This window comes from Acidovorax sp. (assembly GCF_021287135.1).
In the GTDB taxonomy this organism is placed as follows: Bacteria; Pseudomonadota; Gammaproteobacteria; order Burkholderiales; family Burkholderiaceae_C; genus Acidovorax.
Map to the genome: position 1 here is coordinate 223,959 of NZ_JAJTBB010000085.1, position 23,131 is coordinate 247,089.

The window sequence follows — 23,131 nt, forward strand, 5'->3', positions numbered from 1 at the left end:
GACTGTCCTTGGGAGCCACTTTCCGCTCGCATTAGCGCGATCACTTTGGAAGGGCGAGGCTTACCCTGGCATCGTGGAAGAGCGTCCCTCCAACGACTGGTGGATGGTCCTCACTGATCTTGATCATCGATGGACTACCCGCGACGGGGCGGCGAAGGCATACGGAGTAGGCTTGGTCAGGGCGCAGGATTTCATCCGCGCCCAGTTGGTAGGCAAGGCGCTACCGTATTGAGATAGAGCAGCCTAACTATGCTGATAGGTCTTGGCTGTCGAAGGCGTCTGGCAGCTTGAGGGTGAAGTGCGTAACCTGATCGCCAGGACACCTGGAAGACCGCACGCCCTTGCAGGGCCGCTTGCCTGCGAGCTTCCTTTAGACTGCTGCGGAAAGTAAGGAGAGGGAGATGAACGCGTGAATCCAATCGTATTTCTCCGTGTGGGTTACATGACCGACTACAACGGCTCGGGCGACATTTCGAGCGGTGGCCAGTATGTCCGCGAGCATGGAGTCGGTGGTGAAGTCCTCAACTTCGCGCCCAGCCGTGGCCTTTGCTATGGCTACGCCATGAGCAAGTCGTTTGGCGGTATCAGGCTTCGCGCTTTGACTGGGACAGGGAAATGGAACAAGGGCGATGAGCTTCACGGCGTAGACGTGGTGTTCATCGCGCAGCGCCCTGGTGTCGGGCAGGTCATCGTGGGCTGGTATCGCAATGCCACGGTCTTCCACAAGCACTACGGGCAGCGTCCGGGAAGCATCCCCGGCATGGAGCGAGAAGGCCGCCGCTATCTGTGTAGTGCTGACGCGCGCGATGCCTATCTGCTTCCCGAGGAGAAGCGATTGTTCAAGGTTCCAACCGCCATGAGCGGCAACAAGGGCTTTCCCGGCCAGTCAAACGTCTGGTATCCGACGATCAATCTGAGCAAGCCTGGCGTCAAGGAATTCGTCCAGAAGGCTCGCGCCTACATCCACCGCTCCCTTCAGCCGTCAGTAGTTCCGGCCGGCGACGCGACCAAAGCCGGCGCCAAGGGCCGTGGCTGGCCACGGCAGCCTGACCATGCGCATAACGCCTTGGTGGAGGCGATCGCCGTCGACTATGCGTGGCAGCACTTTGCGCGGCAGAAGTGGCATGTCGAGTCCGTTGAATCCGAGAATCACGGATGGGATCTCGTCGTCTCCCGTGGTAAACAGACATTGCACGTCGAAGTCAAAGGAACTTCGCTGGAGTCGGTCGGGTTTGAGTTGACGCCGAATGAATATCTCAGATTGCAGGAACGATCGAAGACCTATCGGGTGTGCATGGTTTGCAACGTCTTCTCGAGTCAGCCGGAGATCTTCGTGCTGTCACCAAAATTGGTAGGTGACGAGTGGCACCTTCACCAAAAGTCTCCACCGATGCTCGTCGGCCTGGTGCCGCGAATCGCTGCCGTGGGCAGGGAGATTTGAGGCAGGGGCGTCACTTGAAGTCGCGGCTATGGGCGGTGTCGGCCACGCCAAGAGCCGGCGAATAGTTGAAGGCGGCGTCTGAGAGCTGTACACCGCGCGTACCGGCATAGTCCTTGAATTCCTGGATTCGCCTCGATGCCGCACGCAGCTCCTCCTGCCCCATCTCCCGCATACGCGCGTGGTTCTGGGCAAGCATCTCTTGGTAGTCGCTCACTCCTCAGTCTCTAGCAAATACCGCCCGGCCGAGGCCGTAGCGTTCAGTTGAAAGTAAAGGCCTTCTCGCCCACTGTGATGACCGTCTTCATTCCGCCGGAGATCATCTCAGCCACGAGGTTTCCCGGCATCCTCACCGTGGAGGGAATCAGGCAGGCGTAGACGTCGACACCGCCATAAAGACACAGCCGGTAGGCGATGAGCCCATGTTCGTCGTTAGGAAATCGCTGGTAGTAAAACACCTCGGGATTGCCGCCGTTTCGAGGCATTGAATCCGCGTCATACCGGTAACGTGCCTCGATGAACTTCTGCCAAGTGTGGGCGTGCCCCGGTTCGTGCTTAATGAATCCTGGAATCAGCCGCACATCCCCCTCGAAGCGGTGGCCAAAGTCATGAAAATAGAGCCCGCGCAGTACGTGTTCGAAGCACCTGTACAGCCTCGCAACATCCGGCGTGCCCCAGATCACATCCATGAAAAGGTTGCCTTCGAGCACCAGGCGCTCGATGCGTTTGGGCTTAAGCACCGTGCTATTGAGCACCCTGTACGAACTGCGTCGAAAGGCCCGATCCACCTTGCCAGTCCAGTGCCGGTAGCCGATGGAGTTGTTGCCGACGATGCCGGCCAGACTCATCATCAGGAACTCGTCGTCGCAGGACTTGGCGGCGTTGTGGGCGGCACAGGATGGAACGGTGATCAGCTCCTTGCGCAGGTTCAGCCCCCCAACGTCCTTTGATTCGGGGAACAGGCATCTGGGCGGGACGTGCTCACGCGAGACCGCCAAAGCGGAGCACATGTAGCAGGTTTCCTCGAGCTGCGGATCGTTCGCCACGGTGGCAAAATTATCCTACAGCTATCGCAGTGCTTCGATCCGCTCCATGGCCTCCCGTGTTGATTTCCATTTAGAAGTGACCCACTAACTCCCGGGAGCTGTGCATGCCGGTTTGAATATTCGCTTGACCTCGAGAAGAAGTGCCGGCCAAAGTCAGCTTTTCGCTTCTGCAGCCCCTCGACCGGAAAATTCGACCGGCAGCAACCAGCCTGTAGCTGTCGCCTGCCAAAACGCTGTCCTGTGCGTCAAGCGTCCATGTGCGGCCATGAGTGGAAAGATCTTGAGCTGATAGTGCCAGGCAGCCGGGCTGGGGAAAAATACAAGACTCAGTGAGGAACGCCCGGGAAAATACAACACTGAAGGAATAAGAAGTACAAAGGTAGGCCCATCGTGATGTCCCAAGTCGTTGATTTCTCGAATTCGGCAGTACAACACTCAGCGCATATCGACAGGGAACGGGGCAGGGCATTTAGAGCGTTGGCGGGGGCAAAAATTCCCTAACGCGTTGATTTTTATGGCGGTTTGCGCGCCTTCAGGGTGTTCAGTCGGGCAGCTTGGCGATCACCTTGATCTCGAACTGGAAACCGCTCAGCCACGTGACACCGACGCCCGTCAGGGGCGGGAAGGGCGCTTCGCCCCAGTACTCCGGCACGACCTGCCAGATCCGCTCCAGGTTCTTTTCGGGGTCGACCACGAACACGGTGACGTCGACCACGTCCGCGAAGCTGCAGCCGGCAGCGCCGAGCACGGCGTTCAGATGGTCGAAGGCCAGGCGGACCTGGGCCTGCAGATCCGGTTCCGGCGTGCCATCTTCACGGCTGCCGACCTGGCCTGAGACAAAAAGGAAGCCGTTGGCGCGCACGGCCGGTGAGTAGCGGTTCTTCTCGTAAAGCGCCTGTCGGCCGGCGGGGAAAACTACGTCGCGTGGGGGCATCGGACACCTTTCTTGGAGGGAAGGTGCCCACTGTAGGCACTGCGTCGCCCGGGATAAACAGCCAAGTGGAGCCCACACTGTTTGCGGAATCTGAACAATCCAGCTCGTCCACGGCTGGTGCCCGGCACGGGCGCTGCCGTGTCAGGTCAGCAGTGCCTGGGCAAACTCGCGGGCGTTGAAGGTTTCCAGGTCTTCCAGCTTTTCGCCCACGCCGATGAAATAGACGGGCACCGGCCGTTCCTGGGCAATGGCGGCGAGCACGCCGCCCTTGGCGGTGCCGTCGAGCTTGGTCACGATCAGGCCGGTCAGCTGCAGCGCGTCGTCGAACGCGCGCACCTGCGCCAGGGCGTTCTGGCCCGTGTTGCCATCGATGACCAGCAGCACCTCGTGCGGGGCGGTGGCATCGGCCTTGGTCACCACGCGGCGGATCTTCTTGAGCTCTTCCATCAGGTGCAGCTGCGTGGGCAGCCGGCCCGCAGTGTCCACCAGCACCACGTCCTTGGCCCGGGCCTTGCCGGCGGTGACGGCGTCGAAGCTCACCGCGGCGGGGTCGCCGCCCTCCTGGCTCACGATCTCGACCGTGTTGCGGTCGGCCCAGACGCCCAGCTGCTCGCGCGCGGCGGCGCGGAAGGTATCGGCCGCGGCCAGCAGCACGGCGGCGCCTTCATCGGCCAGGTGCTTGGTGAGCTTGCCGATGGAGGTCGTCTTGCCTGCGCCGTTCACGCCGGCCACCATGATGACGGTGGGCGTGTGCTCGCCGATGACCAGGGGCTTTTCCAGCGGGCGCAGCAGGTCGGCCAGGGCATCGGCCAGCAGGCCCTTGACGGCAGCGGGTTCGGTGGCCTTGGCTTCTTTCACGCGGCGCTTGAGGTCGGCCAGCAAGTGCGTGGTGGCTTTCACGCCCGTGTCCGCCATGAGCAGCGCGGCCTCCAGTTCCTCGTACAGCGCGTCGTCGATCTGCGTGCCGGTGAAGACCGTGGTGATGCTGGTGCCCGTCTTGCGCAGCCCGGCTTTCAGACGGTCCAGCCAGCCCTTGCGTTCGGCGGGCGCAGCCGCTGGCAGGGGCAGGGGCGCAGGGGCGGGCTGCGGGGCCGCGGCGGCCGGCGCAATAGTTGGCGCGATGGTTGGCGCCATAGCGGGCGCAGAGGGCGCGGCCCGCGCGGGAGCCTGGGCCGGCACTGGGGCCGGGCTGGGGGCCGCTGGTGCGGGCACGGCCGCAGGCGCAGGTGCTGTGGCCGCAGCGGGGGCGGGAGAAGCCTCGGGCGCCTTGGAGGCAAAGGGGTTGCGCAGCCAGCCAAACGCGGACGACGCAGCCGCCGCCGGTTCGGCGGGTGCTGGCGCGGGGGCTACGCTCGGCAGGGGCTCTACGGGTGCCGCAGAGACGGGCGCGGTCTCCGCACCGGGCACGGGCGGGGCGGCGTCAGCGGGCGGCGCAGGCTGGGGGGCAGGCTTCTTCTTGAAAAAACTGAACATTGGCGGGTTCTTAGAATCACTGCATTCTATGAAACGCGCCTTCACCCTACTGGCCCTGGTGGCCTGCCTCGCGTCCGGGGCGGCCCTGGCGGCAACGACGCCAGCGGTTCCTTCTTCCGCAGCCCCCTCGGCCACCGCCTCCGGGGCACAGCAATTCACCCTCAAGAACGGCATGCAGCTCATCGTGCAGCCGGACCACCGGGCTCCCACGGCCGTGCACATGGTCTGGGTGCGCGTGGGGTCCCTGGATGAGGTGGATGGCACCTCGGGCGTGGCCCATGTGCTGGAGCACATGATGTTCAAGGGCACCAAGTCGCTGCCGCCGGGCGAGTTCTCGCGCCGCGTGGCGGCCCTGGGCGGGCGCGAGAACGCCTTCACCAGCCGCGACTACACGGGCTACTACCAGCAGATCCCCGCGAACCGGCTGGAGGACGTGATGAAGCTGGAATCGGACCGCTTTGCCCACAACCACTGGCCGGACGACGAGTTCCAGAAGGAAATCGAGGTGGTGAAGGAGGAGCGCCGCCTGCGCACCGAGGACCAGCCCCGTGCCGTGCTGGCCGAGCAGCTGTTCGCCACCACCTTCGTGGCATCGCCCTACCGCCGGCCCATCGTGGGCTGGATGAGCGACCTGGACGCCATGACCGCCGACGACGTGCGCGCCTTCCACCGCCAGTGGTACACGCCCACCAACGCCGTGGTGGTGGTGGCGGGCGACGTGCAGCCCGACCAGGTGCGGGCGCTGGCCGAGAAGTACTACGGCAGCCTGCCGGTGCATGCGCTGCCCGCGCGCAAGCCGCGCACGGAGCCCGTGCAGCAGGGCCTGCGGCGCATTGCCGTGAAGGCCCCGGCCGAGCAGGCCTACGTGGCGCTGGCCTTCCGCGCGCCCAGCCTGCGGCGGCTGGACGCGCTGACCGATGCCGACCGCGATGCGCTGGCGCTGATGGTGCTGTCGGCGGTGTTCAGCGGCTACGACGGTGCGCGGCTGGACCGCGCGCTGACCCAGGGCGAGAACCGCGTGGCCGACAGTGCCAGCAGCTCCGCCATGGTCACCGGCCGCGGCCCCAGCCTGTTCATGCTCAGCGGCGTGCCGGCTGCGGGCAAGACGGCCCAGCAGGTCGAAGACGCCCTGCGCGCCGAAGTGGCCCGCGTGGCGCAGGGCGGCGTCAGCGAGGCCGAGCTCAACCGCGTCAAGACGCAATGGATCGCCTCCACCGTGTACGAGCGCGACTCGGTGATGAGCCAGGCCCAGGAGCTGGGCGGCAACTGGGTGCAGGGCTTTCCGCTGGACGCCAACGACCGCCTGCTGGCGCTGCTGCGCACCGTGACCCCGGCGCAGGTGCAGGCCGTGGCCGCGAAGTACTTTGGCGACGACCAGCTCACCGTGGGCACCTTGCTGCCCCAGCCGCTGGATGCGCCGCGCGCGCGTCCCACGCTGCCGCCCGGTGCGGTGATCCGTTGAACCCGCAGGGGCCTTTGCTCATGATGACTCTCAAAAACATAGCTGCCCGCGCTTTACTGGTAAGCGCTGGAGCCATTTTTTATTCAAATTCTGCGTGGGCGCTGCTGCCCATCCAGCACTGGACGGAGACGAATGGCGCCCAGGTCTACCTGGTCGAAAGCCCCGTCATCCCCATGGTGGACGTGCAGATCGACTTTGACGCCGGCACGCGCCGCGACCCGGCGGGCCAGGCGGGCCTGGCCCAATCCGTGGCCGCCATGGCCAGCAAGGGCGTGAAGGCTGCGGGCAACGAGCCTGCACTGGACGAGAACGGCCTGGGCGAAGCCTGGGCCGACCTGGGCGCAAGCTTCGAGGCCAGCGCTGACAACGATGCCTTGCACTACACGCTGCGCTCGCTGACCGACCCGCCGCTGCTCGACAAGGCCTCCCGCCTGGCCGCGCGCCAGATCGGCGAGCCCAGCTGGCCGGCCGACGTGTGGCCTCGCGACCGGGCGCGCTGGATCGCCACCCTCAAGGAAGCCAACACGCGCCCGGCCACGGTGGCGGGCTACGCCTTTGCCGCCGCCGTGTACGGCAGCCACCCCTATGGCGCGCGCACCACGCAGGACACGCTGATGCGCATCGGCGTGGAGGACATGCAGGCCTTCCACGGCCAGCACATCGCCGCCTGCCGCGCCAAGGTCAGCATCGTCGGCGCGGTGTCGCGCGCGCAGGCGCAGTCGCTGGTGGCCACCCTGTTGTCGCGCCTGCCGGCCGCCACGGGCTGCGCGCCGCTGCCCCCGGTGGGCGAGATCGCGCCGCTCGCCGCGCCGGTGGAGGAGAACATTCCCTTCGCCTCGGCCCAGGCCCATGTGCTGATCGGCCAGCCGGGCTTCCAGCGGCGCGACCCGGACTTCCTGGCCCTGCTGGTGGGCAACCACATCCTGGGCGGCGGCGGGTTTGTCTCGCGGCTCACGCACGAGGTGCGCGAAAAGCGCGGCCTCTCCTACAGCGTCTACAGCTACTTCGCTGCCGGGCTGCACGCCGGCGCCTTCACCGTGGGCCTGCAGACGCGCCCCGACCAGGCCGCCCAGGCCGTGCAGGTGTCGCGCGACGTGATCGCCCGCTTTGTGGCCGAAGGCCCCACCGAGGATGAACTGCGCGCCGCCAAGGACAACCTGATCGGCGGCTTCGCCCTGCGCATCGACAGCAACAAGAAGCTGCTGGCCAACGTGGCCAACATCGCCTGGAACGAGCTGCCGCTGGACTACCTGGACCAATGGGCGCGCAAGGTCGAGGCGCTCACGGTGGCCGACGTGCGGGCCGCGATGGCGCGCAAGCTGCAGCCCGAGCGCATGGTGACCGTGGTGGTGGGGGGCAAGCAGCCATGAGCCGTTCCACCCTGCGCGGCAGCGCCATCCAGGCCGAGATCCGCAAGGCCCAGGCGGCGGCAGCCGCCCCGCCCGACCCGAAAAAGGCCCGGCCCAAGCCCGCTGCCGCTGCCGCCGCCCCCAAGGGCGCGGGCGAAATCCGCATCATCGGCGGGCAGTGGAAGCGCACCCGCCTGCCCGTGGCCCAGCGCCCCGGCCTGCGCCCCACGCCCGACCGCGTGCGCGAAACCCTGTTCAACTGGCTGGGCCAGGATCTGGCCGGCTGGCGCTGCCTGGATGCGTTTGCCGGCACGGGCGCGCTGGGGCTGGAGGCGGCCTCGCGCGGCGCGGCCTCGGTGCTGCTGGTGGAGAACGACGCGGCCCTGGCGGCGCAGCTCACCACGCTGCAGCAGCGCCTGCAGGCCGGTGCGGTGCGCGTGCAGCGCGGCGACGGCGTGGCCGCCCTGCAGCAGGCGGCGCCCGCCAGCCTGGACCTGGTGCTGCTGGACCCGCCGTTTGACGGCCCGTTCTTCGCCCCCGCGCTGCAGGCTGCCGCCCGGGCGGTGGCCGCCGAAGGGTTCGTCTACCTGGAGGCGCCCCGCGCCTGGACCGATGAAGACCTGGCCGTTGCCGGCCTGGCGGTGCACCGCCACCTGAAGGCGGGGGCCGTGCACGCGCACCTGCTGCGCCGCGCCTGATACCGGCTTCGGCGGCCCCTTCCCCCCGGCTGCCCGCGGTGGTGGCCGGCGCCATGTTGCACTGCACTGCATAATGCGCGCACGCGGCCCGCAGGCTCCATACCGGGGAAGATCCTGGAGGCCCGGGCCACCGTCATTCGCCAGACAGGAGACAACCAGCCATGGCCCAGAACGTGCTCGCCGTATACCCCGGAACTTTCGATCCCATCACGCTGGGCCATGAAGACGTGGTTCGCCGGGCCACCCAATTGTTCGAACGCGTGATCGTGGCCGTGGCCGCCGGCCACCACAAGAAGACGCTGTTCACGCTGGACGAACGGATCGACATGGTCCGCGAGGCCGTCAAGATGTACCCGCAGGTGCAGGTCGAGGCCTTTTCCGGCCTGCTGCGCGACTTCGTGGTGGAGCGGGGCGGCAAGGCCATGGTGCGCGGCCTGCGCGCGGTGACCGACTTTGACTACGAGTTCCAGCTCGCCGGCATGAACCGCAGCCTGATGCCCCAGGTGGAGACGGTGTTCCTCACGCCCAGCGACAAATACCAGTTCATCAGCAGCACCTTCGTGCGCGAGATCGCCGTGCTGGGGGGCGAGGTCCACAAGTTCGTCTCTCCCTCGGTGCAGGACCGCCTGGTTGAAAAGGTGCGCACCCTCACGCCGTCCTGAGGTGATTTGAAGGAAAAGCGGCTCCAGCGCTTGCTGGATAAGCGCTGAGAGCTATTAAAACAGTAGCATCTACGGCAGTGCTTGCAGCTGCTGCGCCTTCTCGGCCGCCTCGGCGCGCAGGGCCTGCACCATGGGCTCCACCTCCGGCAACGCCGGGCGGTACAGCGGCAGCACGGCGGCCACGCTGAACGGGATCGAAAACGCCAGCCGCCGCACCACCAGCCGGCCGCCGGCCGCCGCGGTCAGGGCCGTCAGCGGGTTCACGATGGCCAGCCCCAGGCCGTGCTCCACCATGGCGCACACGGCGGCGGCGCTGTGGGTTTCGGTGCGCAGCGTGCGCGGCACGCCGGCCTGGGCAAAGCGGGCGTCGATCAGGCGGCGGTAGGGGTCGTCGGCCGAGAGGCTCACAAACGGCTGGTCCGCAAAATCGGCCAGCTGCAGCCGGGCCTGCTGCGCCAGCGCATGCCCGGCCGGCAGCACGGCCACTTCGTCCAGCGTCAGCAGCACCTCGGCCCGCGTGCCGGGCGGGGCGCTGGCTTGCTCGCACAGCGCCAGGTCAAAGCGCTGGGCGCTGATCCATTCTTCCAGCAGGGGCGATTCCTGGGGCGTGACCGACAGCCGCGCCTGTGGGCAGGCCTGCACCAGCCGGGCCGCCGCACCCGGCAGCAGGGCGTGGGCCAGCGCGGGCAGGCAGAGCACGGAGAGTTGCACCGCGTCCGCCCGGCCCAGCGTCACCGCGCGCTCCACCACGCGCTCCAGGCCCTGCCAGGAGCGCTGCACCTCGTCCCACAATGCCAGCGCCCGGGCGTTGGCGCGCAGGCGGCCCTGCACGCGTTCAAACAGCGCGTAGCCCAGCAGCGACTCCAGCCGCGCCAGTTCCCGGCTCACCGTGGGCTGGGAGCTGTGCAGCAGGTCGGCCGCGCCCGTGGCGCTGCCGGCGGCCATCACGGCGCGGAACACTTCGATGTGGCGGTGGGTGATGCGCTGGGCCAGTGGTGCGTCGGGCATGGTCTATATCCAAAATGAATTGACAGTGCGATTCAAAGTATTAGACCAAATAGAAGGGCGCGGGCATCATCCAGGCTTCGTTGTGCTGTACCTGTCTGGAGACGCTCCATGTCCAACCCTTTCACGCCTGCCCAGCTGTGGGCTCTGGCCGACCAGTTCGGCACCCCGCTGTGGGTGTACGACGCGGCCACCATCCGCCAGCGCATCGCGCAGGTGTCCAATTTCGAAACCGTGCGGTTTGCGCAGAAGGCCTGCTCCAACATCCACATCCTGAAGCTCATGCGCGAGCAGGGCGTGAAGGTGGATGCCGTCTCGCGCGGCGAGATCCTGCGCGCGCTGGCAGCCGGCTACGTGGCGGGTGGTGAGCCCTCCGAGATCGTCTTCACCGCCGACCTGTTCGACGCCGCCACGCTGGACTGCGTGGTGGAACACGGCGTCCCGGTCAACGCCGGCTCCATCGACATGCTGCACCAGCTGGGCACGCGCTCGCCCGGCCACGCCGTGTGGCTGCGCATCAACCCCGGCTTCGGCCACGGCCACAGCAACAAGACCAACACGGGCGGCGAGCACAGCAAGCACGGCATCTGGCACACCGACCTGGAAGCCGCGCTGGCGGCCATCGCCCAGCACGGGCTGAAGCTGGTGGGCCTGCACATGCACATCGGCTCGGGTGTGGACTACAGCCACTTGGCCGAGGTTTGCGGCGCCATGGTGGGCCTGGTGCGCACGGCCCACGCGGCGGGGCACGACCTGCACGCGATTTCGGCGGGCGGCGGCCTGTCCATCCCGTACCGCAGCGGCGACCCGGTGGTGGACACCCAGCACTACCACGGCCTGTGGGATGCCGCGCGCCAGCAGGCCGAGGCCATCGTGGGCCACCGCCTGGGCCTGGAGATCGAGCCCGGCCGCTTCCTGGTGGCCGAATCGGGCGTGCTGCTGGGCCAGGTGCGCGCCACCAAAAACGCGGGCCGCAACCACTTCGTGCTGGTGGACACCGGCTTCAACGAGCTGATGCGCCCATCGATGTACGGCGCCTTCCACGCCATGGAACTGTTGCGCCGCGAGGGTTCGCTGGGCGCGGCCCAGCCCACCGTGGTGGCCGGGCCGCTGTGCGAATCCGGCGACGTGTTCACCCAGGGCGACGGCGGCGTGGTGCTGCCGCGCGAGCTGCCCGCCGCGCAAGTGGGCGACCTGCTGGTGATCCACGACACGGGCGCCTACGGCGCGTCCATGTCCTCCAACTACAACACGCGCCCGCTGATTGCCGAGGTGCTGGTGGACGGCGGCCAGGCCCGCCTGATTCGCCGTCGCCAGACGGTGGAAGACCTGCTGGCGCTCGAGCAGGGTCTTTGAGGCCACGGCCCGGCCGGGCCAGCAGGGCTGCAGGGCAGTAGGCAGGGGACTACGCGCAGCACCACCGATGGCGCACACGGGGCGCCGGGGGCGGGCGATAAGGTGGCACCACCTACCAACTGACTCACCCTTTCAAGGAGATCACCATGCCCATCATCCTGTGGCTGCTCGGCGTCCCGCTGTCCGTGGTTCTGTTGCTCATGCTGTTTGGCGTGTTCTGACCCCCGCCGCTGCGGACCCCGCTGTGCGGGCCGTGGCGGAACGGGCGTTGCAACCACGCCCCGCACGCAAGAACGCCGCAGGCGCCCTAGGGCCCTGCGGCGTTTTTTGCGTGCCCTGAGAGGCGTGGAGGTATGGAAGGGAAGGCGGCCTGCGGCTGCCCTCGCCAGCCTCAGACTTCGCCGCGCGGCCCTCGGCCCATCAGCTGGGCCACGGCCTCGGCCGGGCGGAGCTGGCCATCGAGCAAGGCCACCGCGGCCTCCGCAATGGGCATGTCCACGCCCAGGTGGCGGGCACGCTGCACCACGGTGCGGGCGGAGTACACGCCCTCGGCCACATGGCCCAGCGACTCCACGGCCTGGGCCAGGGTTTGCCCCTGCGCCAGCAACATGCCCACGCGCCGGTTGCGCGAGAGATCGCCCGTGGCCGTCAGCACGAGGTCGCCCAGGCCCGACAGGCCCATGAACGTTTCGGCGCGCGCCCCCAGCGCCAGGCCCAGCCGCGTCATCTCGGCCAGGCCGCGGGTCACCAGAGCGGCGCGGGCGTTCAGCCCCAGGGCCAGGCCGTCGCACAGCCCGGTGGCAATGGCCAGCACGTTCTTCACCGCACCGCCCACTTCCACGCCCACGATGTCGTCGTTGGCGTACACGCGCACGCTGGGGCTGTGAAAGGCATGGACGAGCGCTTCGCGCACGGCAGCGTGGGCGCTGGCGGCCACCAGGGCCGTGGGCTGCCCCAGCGCCACTTCCTGGGCAAAGCTCGGGCCGCTGAAGACACCTGCTATTAAATCAGGAGCTGTCTGCGCTTGCACCTCGTGCGCCAGCAGGCCAAAAGATGCAGAGTCAGCGCCGGCCGGCACTGCCTCGAACCCCTTGCAGAGCCACGCCACCGGGGCTGCGCAGCCAATCAGCGCCTGCAGCATGCCGCGCAGCGCCGCCATCGGCGTCGCCACGATGACGAGATCGGCGCCCGGCAGCAGCGAGGCAAAGCGGCCGTCGGCGACGCAGAGAGAAGGGGGAAAGTCGATGCCCGGCAGATAGCGCGCGTTCTGCCGTGCCGCGCGCATGGCGTTGGCCTGGCCCGCGTCGCGCGCCCACAGCGTGACCGCATGCCCGGCAGGGTGCTGGGCCGCACTCATGGCGAGTGCCGAACCCCAGGCACCCGCACCCAATACTATGATTTTCATAGCTGCTTGCGCTTGCTGGATAAGCGCTGGAGGCCAAAAAGGTTTAAACCGTGTATTCCATGCCGCTGCGCAGAAATCGCGCGCGGCCGAGGCCAGCGGACGCCGTGGAACTGGCTCTGCCAGGCCACCGGCGTCGTCCCCCTGCCCGCGTTGCACAGCAATGCGAGAGCGGGGGGAAGGCCCGCAGGGCCTCAGGGGGGTGTGGGGTCACTGCGTGATGATCGGCGAACCCTGGCCGGCGGCCTGGGCTTGCTGCTGCTCGTACATGGCCTGGAAGTTGATCTCCGCCAGGTGCACGGGCGGGAAGCCGGCGCGGTTGATCAGGTCGGCCACGTTGCCGCGCAGGTAGGGGTACACGATCTGCGGGCAGGCGATGCCCATGATGGGGCCCATCTGGTCTTCGGGGATGTTGCGGATTTCGAAGATGCCGGCCTGCTTGGCCTCGACCAGGAACACCGTCTTGTCCTTGATCTTGGTCTGCACGGTGGCCGTCACGGCCACTTCAAAGATGCCTTCGGCCACGGGCGTGGCTTCCACGCCCAGCTGGATGTCCACGCTGGGCTGCTCTTGTTCGATCAGGATGGCGGGGGAGTTGGGTTGCTCCAGCGACATGTCCTTCAGGTAGACGCGCTGGATCTGGAACACGGGGTTTTCTTGGTCGGCCATGGTTGACAAGTCTCTTTGCTGCTTACGAAATGCTGGCAAAACAAAACCCGCCCGGGACAAGCTCCCGCAGCGGGCACATGGGGCTGCATTATGCAGCGCCCGGCGAAGGGATCATCAGGCCGCGGCGCCCAGCAGCGGCATCAGCTCGCCACGGCCATCCAGCGCCACCAGGTCGTCGTGGCCGCCCACGTGCGTGCTGCCGATGAAAATCTGCGGCACGGTGCGCCGGCCGGTGATCTCCATCATGTGGGTGCGGGCGGCGGGGTCCATGTCCACGCGGATCTCCTCGATCTGCTCCACGCCCTTGGACTTGAGGATCTGCTTGGCACGGATGCAGTAGGGGCAGACGGCGGTGGTGTACATCTTCACGGGTTGCATGGCGGTCTTCCTGGGTTCCTGGGTATCAACATCGAATGAGGCGCAAGCCTATCGGCGATGGAATAACTGGGGGCGGATCAGGCTTTTTCCACCGGCAGGCTGGCTTCGCGCCAGGCCTTCAGGCCGCCCGCCAGGCTTTCGGCCTTTTCGTAGCCCAGCTTCTTGGCGATGGCCGCGGCGCGGGTGGAGCGGGCGCCGCTCGCGCACACCAGCACCACCGGCACGGCCTTGTTCTTGACCACGGTGGGCAGGCGCTCTTCCAGCTGGCCCAGCGGAATGTTCTTGGCGCCGCCCACGTGGCCGGCCGCAAACTCCTCGGCCTCGCACACGTCGATGACGACGGCTTTCTCGCGGTTGATGAGCTGCACGGCGCTCGCAGGGGTGAGCGCGCCGCCACTGGCACTGCGCAGGACCGGCCACAGCAGCATGCCGCCCGAGGCCAGCGCAACAAAAACCAGATACCAGTTGTCAATGATGAATTTCACGAAGATTCCTTGGGTTGCCGAACCGCGTAATTTTAGAATGTCTGGTTTTGGCCCGTATTTCTTAGACCCGCCTTTCCTGGGGAAACCATGTACAAGCTCGTTTTGATCCGCCACGGCGAATCCACCTGGAACCTTGAAAACCGCTTCACCGGCTGGACCGATGTCGACCTCACGCCCACCGGCGTGTCGCAGGCCATGTCGGCCGGCAAACTGCTCAAGGCCGAGGGATACGAGTTCGACCTGGCCTTCACCAGCGTCCTCAAGCGCGCCATCCACACCCTGTGGTACACGCTGGACGAAATGGACTGCACCTGGCTGCCCGTGGTGAAGGACTGGCGCCTGAACGAGCGCCACTACGGCGCCCTGCAAGGCTTGAACAAGGCCGACATGGCCAAGCAGTACGGCGACGAGCAGGTGCTGGTCTGGCGCCGCAGCTACGACACCCCGCCGCCCGCGCTGGAAACCACCGACCCCCGCAGCGAACGCGGCGACCGCCGCTACGCGGGCGTGCCCGAAGGCAGCGTGCCGCTGACCGAATGCCTCAAGGACACCGTGGCCCGCGTGCTGCCGTTCTGGAACGAAGCGATGGCGCCCGCCATCCGCTCGGGCAAGCGCGTGGTGGTGGCCGCGCACGGCAACTCCATCCGCGCCCTGGTGAAGTACCTGGACAACATCTCCGACGCCGACATCGTGGGCCTGAACATTCCCAACGGAATCCCGCTGGTATACGAGCTGGACGCGAACCTCAAGCCGCTGCGCCACTACTATCTGGGCGACGCCGAAGCGGCCGCCAAGGCCGCGGCAGCGGTGGCGTCGCAGGGCAAGGCGTAAAGCCTGTGTAAAGACCGGCGAAACCGGGCGATATCCTCTTCAAAGCAAGTGCCGGCGCGGAACCGCCAGGGGTCCGCGCCTTCCAAGGTGTATATTGGTTCGTTGCGGTAAAAGGTGTTGTATGGGGCACAAACTCAAAATTGCAGGATGGGTGTCGGTCGGTGTGGTGGCAGGGGCGTTGACAACGATTTCGTTGCAGACCGTGGCCCGCGGCGCCATGACCCCGCTGCCACTGGAAGAAATCCAGCAACTGTCGGCCGTCTTCGGGCTGGTGAAGACCGACTACGTCGAGCCGGTGGACGACAAGAAGCTCATCACCGATGCCATCTCCGGCATGGTGTCCAGCCTGGACCCGCACTCGCAGTATTTCGACAAGAAGTCCTTCAAGGAATTCCGCGAAGGAACGTCCGGCCGCTTCGTGGGCGTGGGCATCGAGATCACCCAGGAAGACGGCTTGATCAAGGTGGTGTCGCCCATTGAAGGCTCGCCCGCATTCCGCGCAGGCCTGCTGACCAACGACCTGATCACCAAGATCGACGAGACCGCCGTCAAGGGCCTGTCCTTGAACGACGCCGTCAAGCGCATGCGGGGCGAGCCCAATACCAAGGTCACGCTCACCATCTTCCGCAAGGACGAGAGCCGCACCTTTCCCGTGACCATCACGCGCGAAGAGATCAAGACCCAGTCCGTCAAGGGCAAGGTGGTGGAGCCCGGCTACGGCTGGATCCGCCTGTCCCAGTTCCAGGAACGCTCGGTGGACGACTTCGTGCGCAAGATCGAAGAGATCTACAAGCAGGAGCCCAACCTCAAGGGCCTGGTGCTGGACCTGCGCAACGACCCCGGCGGCCTGCTGGACGCCGCCGTGGCGGTGTCGGCGGCCTTCCTGCCCGACAACGTCACCGTCGTCACCACCAACGGCCAGCTGGCGGACAGCAAGGCCACGTACAAGGCCTCGCCCGACTACTACCTGCGCCGCGGCGGCGGGGACCCGCTGCGCCGGCTGCCGGCCGCCCTGAAGACCGTGCCGCTGGTGGTGCTGGTCAACGAAGGCTCCGCGTCTGCCAGCGAAATCGTGGCGGGTGCGCTGCAGGACCACAAGCGCGCCACCATCATGGGCAGCCAGACCTTCGGCAAGGGCTCCGTGCAGACCGTGCGGCCCCTGGGGCCGGACACGGGCATCAAGCTCACTACCGCACGCTACTACACGCCCAGCGGCCGTTCCATCCAGGCCAAGGGCATCGTCCCTGATGTAATGGTGGATGAGTCCGAGGAGGGCAGCCCCTTCGCGGCCCTGCGCATGCGCGAGGCCGACCTCGACAAGCACCTGGGCAGCGGCCAGGGCGAGGAAAAGAAGGACGAGGCCCGTGAAAAGGCCCGCGACGAGGCCCGCAAGCGCCTGGAGGAAGAGGCCAAGAAGCCTGCCCCCGACCGCAAGGTGCCCGAGTTTGGTTCGGACAAGGACTTCCAGCTGGCGCAGGCCCTCAACCAGCTCAAGGGCCGCACGGTGATGGTGAGCAAGACGCTGACGGAGCGCAAGGAAGAAAAGAAAGAAAATTGAGCTTTCCGCTCTCCAGGTTCCCCAAGCCGGATTCCCGCGGAATCCGGCTTTTTTCTTTGTCCGTGCCCCACCGCCCGCCCCATGACCGACGACCAGCTTCTGCGTTACTCCCGCCACATTCTTCTCGACGAAATGGGCATCGAAGGCCAGGAGCGCGTGCTGGCGGCCCATGCACTCATCATCGGAGCGGGGGGACTCGGCTCGCCCGCAGCGCTGTACCTGGCGTCCGCGGGGGTCGGCCACATCACGCTGGTGGACGACGACGTGGTCGACCTGACCAACCTCCAGCGCCAGATCGCCCACACCACGGCCCGCGTGGGGCAGCCCAAGGTGGCCTCGGCCGCAGTGGCCCTGGAGGCCATCAACCCCGAGGTGCGGGTGACGGCGCTTCAGACGCGGGTGGACGCCGAGACCTTGCAGGCGCTGGTGCGGGACGCGTCGGTGGTGCTGGACTGCAGCGACAACTACGCAACGCGCCACGCGGTCAACGCGGCGTGCATGCGCCACGGCAAGCCGCTGGTGGCAGGCGCGGTGATCCGTTTTGACGCCCAGATCACGGTGCTTGACCCGCGGGATGCACAGTCCCCGTGCTACGCCTGCATCTTTCCGCCGCAGGCGGAGTTCGAGGAAGTGCGCTGTTCCACCCTGGGCGTATTTGCGCCGCTGGTGGGGGTGGTGGGCGCCATGCAGGCGGCCGAGGCGCTCAAGCTGCTGGCGGGCGTGGGTACCTCGCTGGCCGGCCGCCTGCTGATGCTGGACGGACGGACCATGGAGTGGAGCACCCTGCGCCTGCAGCGCGCTCCGCACTGCAGCGTGTGCGCCACAAGGTAGGAAAGCTCCTACAACCTGCGCGTGTGGCGGCTGGCAGAATGGCCTTGCGATAGCCCCTACATTCGAGGCTAGACCCTTGGCATCTCCCAGGGGGTCGCGAATCTGGACACCGCCCGTGAAACTCCGCACCTATATCGTTGAAGACAACGCCACCATCCGCGAGAACCTGATTGGTACGCTCGAGGAGCTGGCGTCGGTGGAAGCTGTGGGCGTGGCGGAGACCGAAGACGATGGCAAGAACTGGCTGCTGGCCCACCCGGGTGACTGGGACTTGGCCATTGTCGATCTGTTCTTGCGCCAAGGCAGCGGCCTGGGCGTGCTGGCGGCCTGCCGCGATCGCAAGCCGGGCCAGAAGATGGTGGTGCTCAGCAACTATGCCACGCCCGATGTGCGGATGCGCTGTGCGCAGCTGGGCGTCGATGCCGTCTTCGACAAGTCCAATGAAATTGATGCGCTGGTGGATTACTGCATCCAGCACAGCGCGCCTGCGGGGATGAACTTCAATCCTCCCATGCCTGCCTCCGGGCAGGCGGCCTGATCCGCCGGCGCGGCGGGCCGGCGAGCAGGCCATCGGGCAGCCCGGAACCTTCGGCCCCGGGCGTTTTTTCCATGTCAGTCAATCAGGCGGTTCTTGAGCGCGTAGTACGTCAGGTCGCTGTTGGACGACAGGCTCATTTTCTCCATCAGCCGCGTGCGGTAGGTGCTCACCGTCTTCACGCTCAGCGACAGCGCCTTGGCGATGTCGCCGGCTGTTTCGCCCTTGGCGAGCTTGAGGAACACCTGGAATTCGCGCTCGGACAGCTGCTCGTGCGGCGGCGCGTCGTCCTTGCGGTTGAGCTGCTGCGCCAGCAGCTCCGCCACGGCGGGCGTGAGGTAGCGGCGGCCCAGGGCAATGGTGCGGATGGCTTCCACAATTTCCGCGGGGTCGCACTCCTTGTTCAGGTAGCCGCTGGCGCCTTGCCGGATCAGGTTGATGGCGTAGTGTTCCTCGGGATAGCCGCTCAGGATCAGGATGCCCATGTCCGGTGCCTTGGCGCGCAGCATGGCCAGGGCGTCCAGCCCGCTTTGCCCGGGCATCGACAGGTCCATCAGCAGAACGTCGATCTCCTTGTTGCGCACCAGGTCGATGGCTTCGCGGCCGTTGGCTGCCTCGCCTTCCACGCGCAGGTCCACGTGCTCCGACAGGAATTGCCGCAGCCCGGAGCGAACAATCGCGTGGTCATCCACAATGCCAATTTTGATCATCGAACTCTCTTTCGCAGGGCGGTGATTCCGCGCCTGATGTTGTTGAAGGGAAGGGTTCTCGGGCACGCTGTCTCTGCGAAAGAGGAACGTGCCGGGGGGCTCACACATTATCCAGAATACCGCGTATGAGCCTCAAAGAAAACACCCGTATCTGGCTGCCCAAGGTTCGCAAGATGGCGCTGAGCCTGCCGATGGCGCTGCTTGCGGCCATGGTGCTTGTGGGGATTAACGAGACGGGCCACATGCGTTCGCAGGACGCGGTGGAGCAGATGACGCACGGCATCAACACGCGCAAGGCGGTGAACCAGCTGCTGCAGAGCATGCTCGACGCCGAGACCGGCCAGCGGGGCTACCTGCTCACCGGCAACGACACGTACCTAGAGCCCTACGACACTGCAGTGGCCAGCGTGCAGTCGGACCTGGACGGCTTGCGCAAGCTGTTCATGGATGCGCCGGACGACATGCAGGAGTTTGCGCTGTTGTCGCGGCAGATCTCGCGCAAGCTCGCCGAGATGGAGTTGAGCCTGCGGCTGCGCCGCCAGGGCAATGAGGATGCGTGGAAGTTCATCCTGCACACCGACGTGGGCAAGGAGCACATGCAGGCCATTCGCAAGCATGCGATGGAGCTGATCGCCCGCGCGGACGAGCATGTGCGGCAGGGGCGGGAGCAGATCGAGCAGTCGCTCATGCTCTCGCGCATCGGCATTGCCACGGTGACGGCCATCGGGCTGCTGGCGTTCTACATGTACCTGCGCCAGGCCCAGGCGCTGAGTGTCGTCAACCAGCGCGAGCAGACCTTGCTGGAGCGCGAGCGCGACCGGCTTGAGGGCCTGGTGAAGCTGCGCACGGCCACGCTGTCCGAACTGGCCAACCACTTGCAGCAGGTGCGCGAAGAAGAGCGGGGCCATCTGGCGCGCGAGCTTCACGATGAGCTGGGCGCGTTGCTCACGGCCGCGAAACTGGATGTGGCCCGCCTCAAGTCCAAGCTGGACCCGCAGATGCCGGAAGTGGCCGAGCGGCTCAAGCACCTGACCGAGACGCTCAACAGCGGCATCGCGCTCAAGCGGCGCATCATCGAGGACCTGCGGCCCTCGTCGCTGTCCAACCTGGGCCTCACGGCCGCCATCGAGATCCTCACGCGCGAGTATGCCGAGCGCGCGGGCATCGAGGTGGAGACGAGCCTGGAGGCCGTCCAGCTGCCCGATGCATCGCAGCTCACCGTCTACCGCATGGTGCAGGAGGCCCTGACCAACATCGGCAAGTACGCCAAGGCGTCGAAGGTGCTGGTGTCGGTCCACGGCTACCCCACCCATGTGGCCGTGCAGGTGCGCGATAACGGCCAGGGCTTTGACCCCGCCGCGGTGCGGCCCACGTCCCACGGCCTCTCGGGCATGCGCCACCGCGTGGAGTCGGCCGGGGGGCGGCTGTCCATCACCTCGCGCCCCGGTGGCGGCACCCTGGTGTCCGCCGTGCTGCCGCTGCAGCAGGCCCGCGCCGACGAGCTGCCGGCCAGCCCACCGCCGCCTGCGGCCTGACCCGCAAAGGCGGCTGCGCGCTGCCCCCACGGCCCCCGATCCCACCCGCCACCAGACCGCGTCTCAGCCCGGGCAGGGCAGCGTGAGGGTATGACCGGGCGGTGCTGACCGCTTCCGGCAGGGCTCTCGCGCCTGCGCCCGCGTTGCAGGCGCTCTCCTACATACCGCCCGCTGGGCCGCCGACAACCCTGCGCGCCAGGGGCCGGCAGCCCGGGCGCCGGGTCCTGCCTACAGTAAACGGCAGGCGCAGAACTTTCCTGTGCCCTCAACAACGCCGGCAGGCCGGCCCCGCAAAGGAGAAGACAAATGTTGCACTATGCAGTGGTGTTTCTGGTGATCGCATTGATTGCGGCGCTGTTCGGTTTTGGTGGCATCGCCGCGGGTGCGGTGGGCATCGCCAAGATTCTTTTCTTCGTGTTCGTGATCATGGCCGTGGTGACCTTTGTCCTGGGGCTGCTCAAGAAGGGCTGACGCCCGCCCGCTGGCCTTGCGCCGCGCAGCCTGCGGCGCACAACGCCTTCCCTTTTAGTTTCCCGGATCCAAGGAGTCCCTCATGAGCATTCAGACCGCTACCGACAAGGCCGCCGACGGCGCCCGCAATCTCGCTGACGACGTGCTGCAAAGCGCCCAGGACGCCGTGCAGACCACGCGCACTGCGGCCCACGCCACGCTGGAGAAAGCCGAAGACGGCGTGCGTTCGCTTCGCAGCCAGGCCGACCCGGTCATCGATGACCTGGCGGCACGGGCGCAGGAACTGGCGTCCCGCAGCATCGACTATTGCGCCGAAACCGGCGCCAAGGCCCGCCAGAAGATCAATGAGGCGACCGAGGCCACCACCCGCTATGTGGCGGAGCAGCCCGGCAAGTCCATGGTCATTGCAGCGGCCTCGGGCGCGGCGCTGGCGACGCTGGTGCTGTGGATGTCGCGCCGCCGGCACGCCTACTGAACCCCGGTCAGCGTACTAAGATGACCGCATGGGGTGCCTGGCCTGTGTCGCCAGCCCGTTCCCCTCAGTCCGCCGGCCGCGGAGGGTGCTACACACCGGCAGATTGCCCACCGTTTAGCACCCGTGACCCCTTCTCATTTTGTTAACAAAGGAAAAATCATGAAATACGCACGTGCCCTCGCCTTCGCCGCCATGGCCGGTATCACCATCGTCACGGCCACGGGCTGCTCGGTGGCCCGCAACCAGCAGACCGTGGGCTCTTATGTGGATGACGCCGGCATCACCACGGCGGTCAAGGCCCGCATGGCCGAAGACAAGTCGGTGTCCGCCACGGCCATCAGCGTGGAGACGCTGAACGGCACGGTGCAGTTGTCGGGCTTTGCCAAGTCGCAAGCCGAGAAGAACCAGGCTGAAGCCATCGCGCGCAACACGAAGCATGTGCGCGAAGTGCGCAACAGCATCGTCGTGCGTCCCTGAGCCGCGCTGGCCGCGGCCGCCGACCCCGGGAGGGGACCGGCGCCGCGGTGATGCTGAAGGAGAGGCCTTTGACCACCGGGGGCCTCTCGGAGCCTGCTCACGATCTTTTCCCTGAGAGGACCGTGAACAGGTTTGGACAAAAGGCAGAAGACGGCAGAAGACGCGCACCGTCTTTCTGCCTTTTTTGCTCCCGGGGCCCGTTCCCGGGAGGGAGGTGTATAAGCTCGCCCCCATGCGTGTATTCAATTGCGACCACTGCGGTCACGTCGTGTTTTTTGACAGCGTGCAATGCCTGCATTGCGGCAGCACGTTGGCCTTCTTGCCGGACTCCTTCACGATCGCGGCGCTGGTGCCGGTGCCCGAGGAAGGCGCCGGCCTGTGGCGCCGCGTGGACCCGCGGGGCGACGGGCTGCAAAGCGGGCGCCGCTACCGCATGTGCCGCAACCACACCACCTACCAAGCCTGCAACTTTGCGCTGCCTGCGCACCACCCGGGCGACCTGTGCGTGTCGTGCTGCCAGACGCGGGTGCTGCCCGACCTGTCCCACGCCCCCAACGTGCGCCGCTGGAAGCAGATCGAGGCGGCCAAGCGCCAACTGTTCTATACCCTCGCACGGCTCGGTCTGGAGCCGGCGCCGGGTGGCGCGGGGCCGGTGTTCGAGTTTCTGGCCGACGTGCCGGGCGGCCCGCCCATCCTCACGGGCCATCTGGGCGGCACCATCACCCTGAACATTGCCGAGGCGGATGACGACGAGCGCGCCCGCCGCCGCATTGCCTTGGGCGAGCCGTACCGCACGCTCATCGGCCACTTGCGGCACGAGTCGGGCCACTTTTACTGGGACCAGCTGGTGCGCGACGGCGGCCGGCTGGAGAGTTTTCGCGAGGTGTTTGGCGACGAGCGCCAGGACTACGCCGCCGCGCTGCAGGCGCACTATGCGCGCGGCACCGCGAACGCCGACTGGGCTGCCCGCCACGTCAGCGCCTACGCCGCGGCCCACCCGTGGGAGGACTGGGCCGAAACCTGGGCCCACTACCTGCACATGATCGACCTGCTGGAGACGGCGGCCAGCTACGACGCCGGCGTGACCGTGCCCGACCCCCATGCCGCCGTTCGCCAGCATGTCACCGACCCGTTCGCGGTGCCGCGCCCTGCGTTCCAGGACATGGTGCGCCAGTGGGTGCCGCTGACGCTGATGCTCAACAGCCTGAACCGCAGCCTCGGGCAGCACGATGCGTACCCGTTCGCGCTGTCTCCGGGGGCCATGGTCAAGCTGCGGTTCGTGCACGACCTGGTGCAGGGCCAGGCCGGGGCGCACTGAGAGGCGGGTGCCGCGCGCACGGCGGCGTTCTTT

Annotated in this window: 25 protein-coding genes; 15 read left to right on the top strand and 10 right to left on the bottom strand. The window is 66.9% G+C overall.

Annotated features, from left to right (window positions below):
* The first annotated feature begins 442 nt into the window (after positions 1 to 442).
* The gene (locus LWW96_RS20635; protein ID WP_291489737.1) at positions 443 to 1,441 is read left to right on the top strand and encodes a DUF3883 domain-containing protein; all 999 of its coding nucleotides are present in this window, start codon (positions 443 to 445) and stop codon (positions 1,439 to 1,441) included.
* A 10-nt stretch (positions 1,442 to 1,451) separates the two neighbouring features.
* On the opposite strand, the gene LWW96_RS20640 is transcribed toward LWW96_RS20635, so the two are convergent.
* From LWW96_RS20640 to ftsY, 4 genes are all read right to left on the bottom strand, one after another.
* On the bottom strand, positions 1,452 to 1,655 hold the full coding sequence (locus LWW96_RS20640; protein WP_291489738.1) for a hypothetical protein: 204 nt from the start codon (positions 1,653 to 1,655) through the stop codon (positions 1,452 to 1,454).
* A 43-nt stretch (positions 1,656 to 1,698) separates the two neighbouring features.
* Positions 1,699 to 2,484 (bottom strand): hypothetical protein, encoded by a 786-nt coding sequence (locus LWW96_RS20645; RefSeq protein WP_291489739.1) that lies wholly within the window; start codon positions 2,482 to 2,484, stop codon positions 1,699 to 1,701.
* A gap of 541 nt (positions 2,485 to 3,025) precedes the next feature.
* Entirely contained in the window at positions 3,026 to 3,418 is a 393-nt protein-coding gene (locus LWW96_RS20650) for a Rid family hydrolase (protein ID WP_291489740.1), read from the bottom strand.
* Positions 3,419 to 3,559: 141 nt separating this feature from the next.
* Positions 3,560 to 4,891 carry a signal recognition particle-docking protein FtsY gene (gene ftsY / locus LWW96_RS20655; RefSeq protein ID WP_291489741.1) on the bottom strand — a complete coding sequence of 444 codons (1,332 nt, stop codon included), beginning with the start codon at positions 4,889 to 4,891 and terminating at the stop codon, positions 3,560 to 3,562.
* Between the two features lie 28 nt (positions 4,892 to 4,919).
* Here ftsY and LWW96_RS20660 point away from each other — a divergent pair, with 28 nt between their 5' ends.
* From LWW96_RS20660 to coaD, 4 genes are all read left to right on the top strand, one after another.
* Positions 4,920 to 6,353 (top strand): pitrilysin family protein, encoded by a 1,434-nt coding sequence (locus LWW96_RS20660; RefSeq protein ID WP_291489742.1) that lies wholly within the window; start codon positions 4,920 to 4,922, stop codon positions 6,351 to 6,353.
* Positions 6,354 to 6,373: 20 nt separating this feature from the next.
* Positions 6,374 to 7,723 carry a pitrilysin family protein gene (locus LWW96_RS20665; RefSeq protein WP_291489743.1) on the top strand — a complete coding sequence of 450 codons (1,350 nt, stop codon included), beginning with the start codon at positions 6,374 to 6,376 and terminating at the stop codon, positions 7,721 to 7,723.
* The gene (gene rsmD / locus LWW96_RS20670; RefSeq protein WP_291489744.1) at positions 7,720 to 8,400 is read left to right on the top strand and encodes a 16S rRNA (guanine(966)-N(2))-methyltransferase RsmD; all 681 of its coding nucleotides are present in this window, start codon (positions 7,720 to 7,722) and stop codon (positions 8,398 to 8,400) included. The genes LWW96_RS20665 and rsmD overlap by 4 nt, the downstream gene beginning before the upstream one ends.
* Positions 8,401 to 8,561: 161 nt before the next feature.
* A complete protein-coding gene (gene coaD / locus LWW96_RS20675) occupies positions 8,562 to 9,062 on the top strand; it encodes a pantetheine-phosphate adenylyltransferase (protein ID WP_291489745.1) in 501 nt (166 codons plus the stop codon).
* Positions 9,063 to 9,131: 69 nt separating this feature from the next.
* Here the strand turns inward: coaD and LWW96_RS20680 are convergent, their stop codons facing one another.
* A complete protein-coding gene (locus tag LWW96_RS20680) occupies positions 9,132 to 10,070 on the bottom strand; it encodes a LysR family transcriptional regulator (RefSeq protein WP_291489746.1) in 939 nt (312 codons plus the stop codon).
* Between the two features lie 108 nt (positions 10,071 to 10,178).
* Between LWW96_RS20680 and lysA the strand changes: the two genes are divergently transcribed.
* On the top strand, positions 10,179 to 11,423 hold the full coding sequence (lysA, locus tag LWW96_RS20685; protein WP_291489747.1) for a diaminopimelate decarboxylase: 1,245 nt from the start codon (positions 10,179 to 10,181) through the stop codon (positions 11,421 to 11,423).
* A 391-nt stretch (positions 11,424 to 11,814) separates the two neighbouring features.
* Here lysA and LWW96_RS20690 read toward each other — a convergent pair whose 3' ends face one another.
* From LWW96_RS20690 to LWW96_RS20705, 4 genes are all read right to left on the bottom strand, one after another.
* Positions 11,815 to 12,828: an NAD(P)H-dependent glycerol-3-phosphate dehydrogenase gene (locus LWW96_RS20690; protein ID WP_291489748.1), complete on the bottom strand. Its 1,014-nt coding sequence runs from the start codon at positions 12,826 to 12,828 to the stop codon at positions 11,815 to 11,817.
* A 207-nt stretch (positions 12,829 to 13,035) separates the two neighbouring features.
* Positions 13,036 to 13,494, bottom strand: a complete 459-nt coding sequence (gene secB, locus LWW96_RS20695; protein WP_291489749.1) for a protein-export chaperone SecB — start codon at positions 13,492 to 13,494, stop codon at positions 13,036 to 13,038.
* Positions 13,495 to 13,608: 114 nt separating this feature from the next.
* Positions 13,609 to 13,872 (bottom strand): glutaredoxin 3, encoded by a 264-nt coding sequence (grxC, locus tag LWW96_RS20700; protein WP_291489750.1) that lies wholly within the window; start codon positions 13,870 to 13,872, stop codon positions 13,609 to 13,611.
* Positions 13,873 to 13,949: 77 nt separating this feature from the next.
* Positions 13,950 to 14,357, bottom strand: a complete 408-nt coding sequence (locus LWW96_RS20705; protein ID WP_291489751.1) for a rhodanese-like domain-containing protein — start codon at positions 14,355 to 14,357, stop codon at positions 13,950 to 13,952.
* 87 nt (positions 14,358 to 14,444) lie between these two features.
* Here LWW96_RS20705 and gpmA point away from each other — a divergent pair, with 87 nt between their 5' ends.
* The 4 genes from gpmA to LWW96_RS20725 all read left to right on the top strand — a co-directional run bounded on the left by gpmA (position 14,445) and on the right by LWW96_RS20725 (position 18,115).
* Positions 14,445 to 15,188 carry a 2,3-diphosphoglycerate-dependent phosphoglycerate mutase gene (gpmA, locus tag LWW96_RS20710; RefSeq protein WP_291489752.1) on the top strand — a complete coding sequence of 248 codons (744 nt, stop codon included), beginning with the start codon at positions 14,445 to 14,447 and terminating at the stop codon, positions 15,186 to 15,188.
* Positions 15,189 to 15,309: 121 nt separating this feature from the next.
* The gene (locus LWW96_RS20715; RefSeq protein WP_291489753.1) at positions 15,310 to 16,746 is read left to right on the top strand and encodes a S41 family peptidase; all 1,437 of its coding nucleotides are present in this window, start codon (positions 15,310 to 15,312) and stop codon (positions 16,744 to 16,746) included.
* Positions 16,747 to 16,827: 81 nt separating this feature from the next.
* Entirely contained in the window at positions 16,828 to 17,577 is a 750-nt protein-coding gene (locus LWW96_RS20720) for a HesA/MoeB/ThiF family protein (RefSeq protein WP_291489754.1), read from the top strand.
* Between the two features lie 115 nt (positions 17,578 to 17,692).
* Positions 17,693 to 18,115 carry a response regulator gene (locus LWW96_RS20725; protein ID WP_291489755.1) on the top strand — a complete coding sequence of 141 codons (423 nt, stop codon included), beginning with the start codon at positions 17,693 to 17,695 and terminating at the stop codon, positions 18,113 to 18,115.
* Between the two features lie 74 nt (positions 18,116 to 18,189).
* Here LWW96_RS20725 and LWW96_RS20730 read toward each other — a convergent pair whose 3' ends face one another.
* Positions 18,190 to 18,822 carry a response regulator transcription factor gene (locus LWW96_RS20730; protein WP_291489756.1) on the bottom strand — a complete coding sequence of 211 codons (633 nt, stop codon included), beginning with the start codon at positions 18,820 to 18,822 and terminating at the stop codon, positions 18,190 to 18,192.
* Between the two features lie 125 nt (positions 18,823 to 18,947).
* Here LWW96_RS20730 and LWW96_RS20735 point away from each other — a divergent pair, with 125 nt between their 5' ends.
* The 5 genes from LWW96_RS20735 (at position 18,948) to LWW96_RS20755 (ending at position 23,098) form a co-directional block, all read left to right on the top strand.
* A complete protein-coding gene (locus tag LWW96_RS20735; protein WP_291489757.1) occupies positions 18,948 to 20,357 on the top strand; it encodes a CHASE3 domain-containing protein in 1,410 nt (469 codons plus the stop codon).
* A gap of 306 nt (positions 20,358 to 20,663) precedes the next feature.
* A complete protein-coding gene (locus tag LWW96_RS20740; RefSeq protein ID WP_010463174.1) occupies positions 20,664 to 20,828 on the top strand; it encodes a DUF1328 domain-containing protein in 165 nt (54 codons plus the stop codon).
* 82 nt (positions 20,829 to 20,910) lie between these two features.
* The gene (locus tag LWW96_RS20745) at positions 20,911 to 21,303 is read left to right on the top strand and encodes a hypothetical protein (RefSeq protein ID WP_291489758.1); all 393 of its coding nucleotides are present in this window, start codon (positions 20,911 to 20,913) and stop codon (positions 21,301 to 21,303) included.
* A gap of 159 nt (positions 21,304 to 21,462) precedes the next feature.
* Positions 21,463 to 21,780 carry a BON domain-containing protein gene (locus LWW96_RS20750; RefSeq protein ID WP_291489759.1) on the top strand — a complete coding sequence of 106 codons (318 nt, stop codon included), beginning with the start codon at positions 21,463 to 21,465 and terminating at the stop codon, positions 21,778 to 21,780.
* Positions 21,781 to 22,012: 232 nt separating this feature from the next.
* Positions 22,013 to 23,098 carry a putative zinc-binding peptidase gene (locus tag LWW96_RS20755; RefSeq protein ID WP_291489760.1) on the top strand — a complete coding sequence of 362 codons (1,086 nt, stop codon included), beginning with the start codon at positions 22,013 to 22,015 and terminating at the stop codon, positions 23,096 to 23,098.
* Positions 23,099 to 23,131 lie beyond the last annotated feature (33 nt).

Coding starts and splice junctions, on each gene's coding strand:
- LWW96_RS20745 (WP_291489758.1), top strand. CDS start 20,911: ATGAGCATTCAGACCGCTACCGACAAGGCCGCCGACGGCGCCCGCAAT.
- LWW96_RS20680 (WP_291489746.1), bottom strand. CDS start 10,070: ATGCCCGACGCACCACTGGCCCAGCGCATCACCCACCGCCACATCGAA.
- LWW96_RS20735 (WP_291489757.1), top strand. CDS start 18,948: ATGAGCCTCAAAGAAAACACCCGTATCTGGCTGCCCAAGGTTCGCAAG.
- coaD (WP_291489745.1), top strand. CDS start 8,562: ATGGCCCAGAACGTGCTCGCCGTATACCCCGGAACTTTCGATCCCATC.
- LWW96_RS20720 (WP_291489754.1), top strand. CDS start 16,828: ATGACCGACGACCAGCTTCTGCGTTACTCCCGCCACATTCTTCTCGAC.
- LWW96_RS20755 (WP_291489760.1), top strand. CDS start 22,013: ATGCGTGTATTCAATTGCGACCACTGCGGTCACGTCGTGTTTTTTGAC.
- LWW96_RS20750 (WP_291489759.1), top strand. CDS start 21,463: ATGAAATACGCACGTGCCCTCGCCTTCGCCGCCATGGCCGGTATCACC.
- ftsY (WP_291489741.1), bottom strand. CDS start 4,891: ATGTTCAGTTTTTTCAAGAAGAAGCCTGCCCCCCAGCCTGCGCCGCCC.
- LWW96_RS20690 (WP_291489748.1), bottom strand. CDS start 12,828: ATGAAAATCATAGTATTGGGTGCGGGTGCCTGGGGTTCGGCACTCGCC.
- secB (WP_291489749.1), bottom strand. CDS start 13,494: ATGGCCGACCAAGAAAACCCCGTGTTCCAGATCCAGCGCGTCTACCTG.
- lysA (WP_291489747.1), top strand. CDS start 10,179: ATGTCCAACCCTTTCACGCCTGCCCAGCTGTGGGCTCTGGCCGACCAG.
- LWW96_RS20660 (WP_291489742.1), top strand. CDS start 4,920: ATGAAACGCGCCTTCACCCTACTGGCCCTGGTGGCCTGCCTCGCGTCC.
- LWW96_RS20740 (WP_010463174.1), top strand. CDS start 20,664: ATGTTGCACTATGCAGTGGTGTTTCTGGTGATCGCATTGATTGCGGCG.
- LWW96_RS20715 (WP_291489753.1), top strand. CDS start 15,310: ATGGGGCACAAACTCAAAATTGCAGGATGGGTGTCGGTCGGTGTGGTG.
- LWW96_RS20635 (WP_291489737.1), top strand. CDS start 443: ATGACCGACTACAACGGCTCGGGCGACATTTCGAGCGGTGGCCAGTAT.
- grxC (WP_291489750.1), bottom strand. CDS start 13,872: ATGCAACCCGTGAAGATGTACACCACCGCCGTCTGCCCCTACTGCATC.
- gpmA (WP_291489752.1), top strand. CDS start 14,445: ATGTACAAGCTCGTTTTGATCCGCCACGGCGAATCCACCTGGAACCTT.
- LWW96_RS20665 (WP_291489743.1), top strand. CDS start 6,374: ATGATGACTCTCAAAAACATAGCTGCCCGCGCTTTACTGGTAAGCGCT.
- LWW96_RS20650 (WP_291489740.1), bottom strand. CDS start 3,418: ATGCCCCCACGCGACGTAGTTTTCCCCGCCGGCCGACAGGCGCTTTAC.
- LWW96_RS20730 (WP_291489756.1), bottom strand. CDS start 18,822: ATGATCAAAATTGGCATTGTGGATGACCACGCGATTGTTCGCTCCGGG.
- rsmD (WP_291489744.1), top strand. CDS start 7,720: ATGAGCCGTTCCACCCTGCGCGGCAGCGCCATCCAGGCCGAGATCCGC.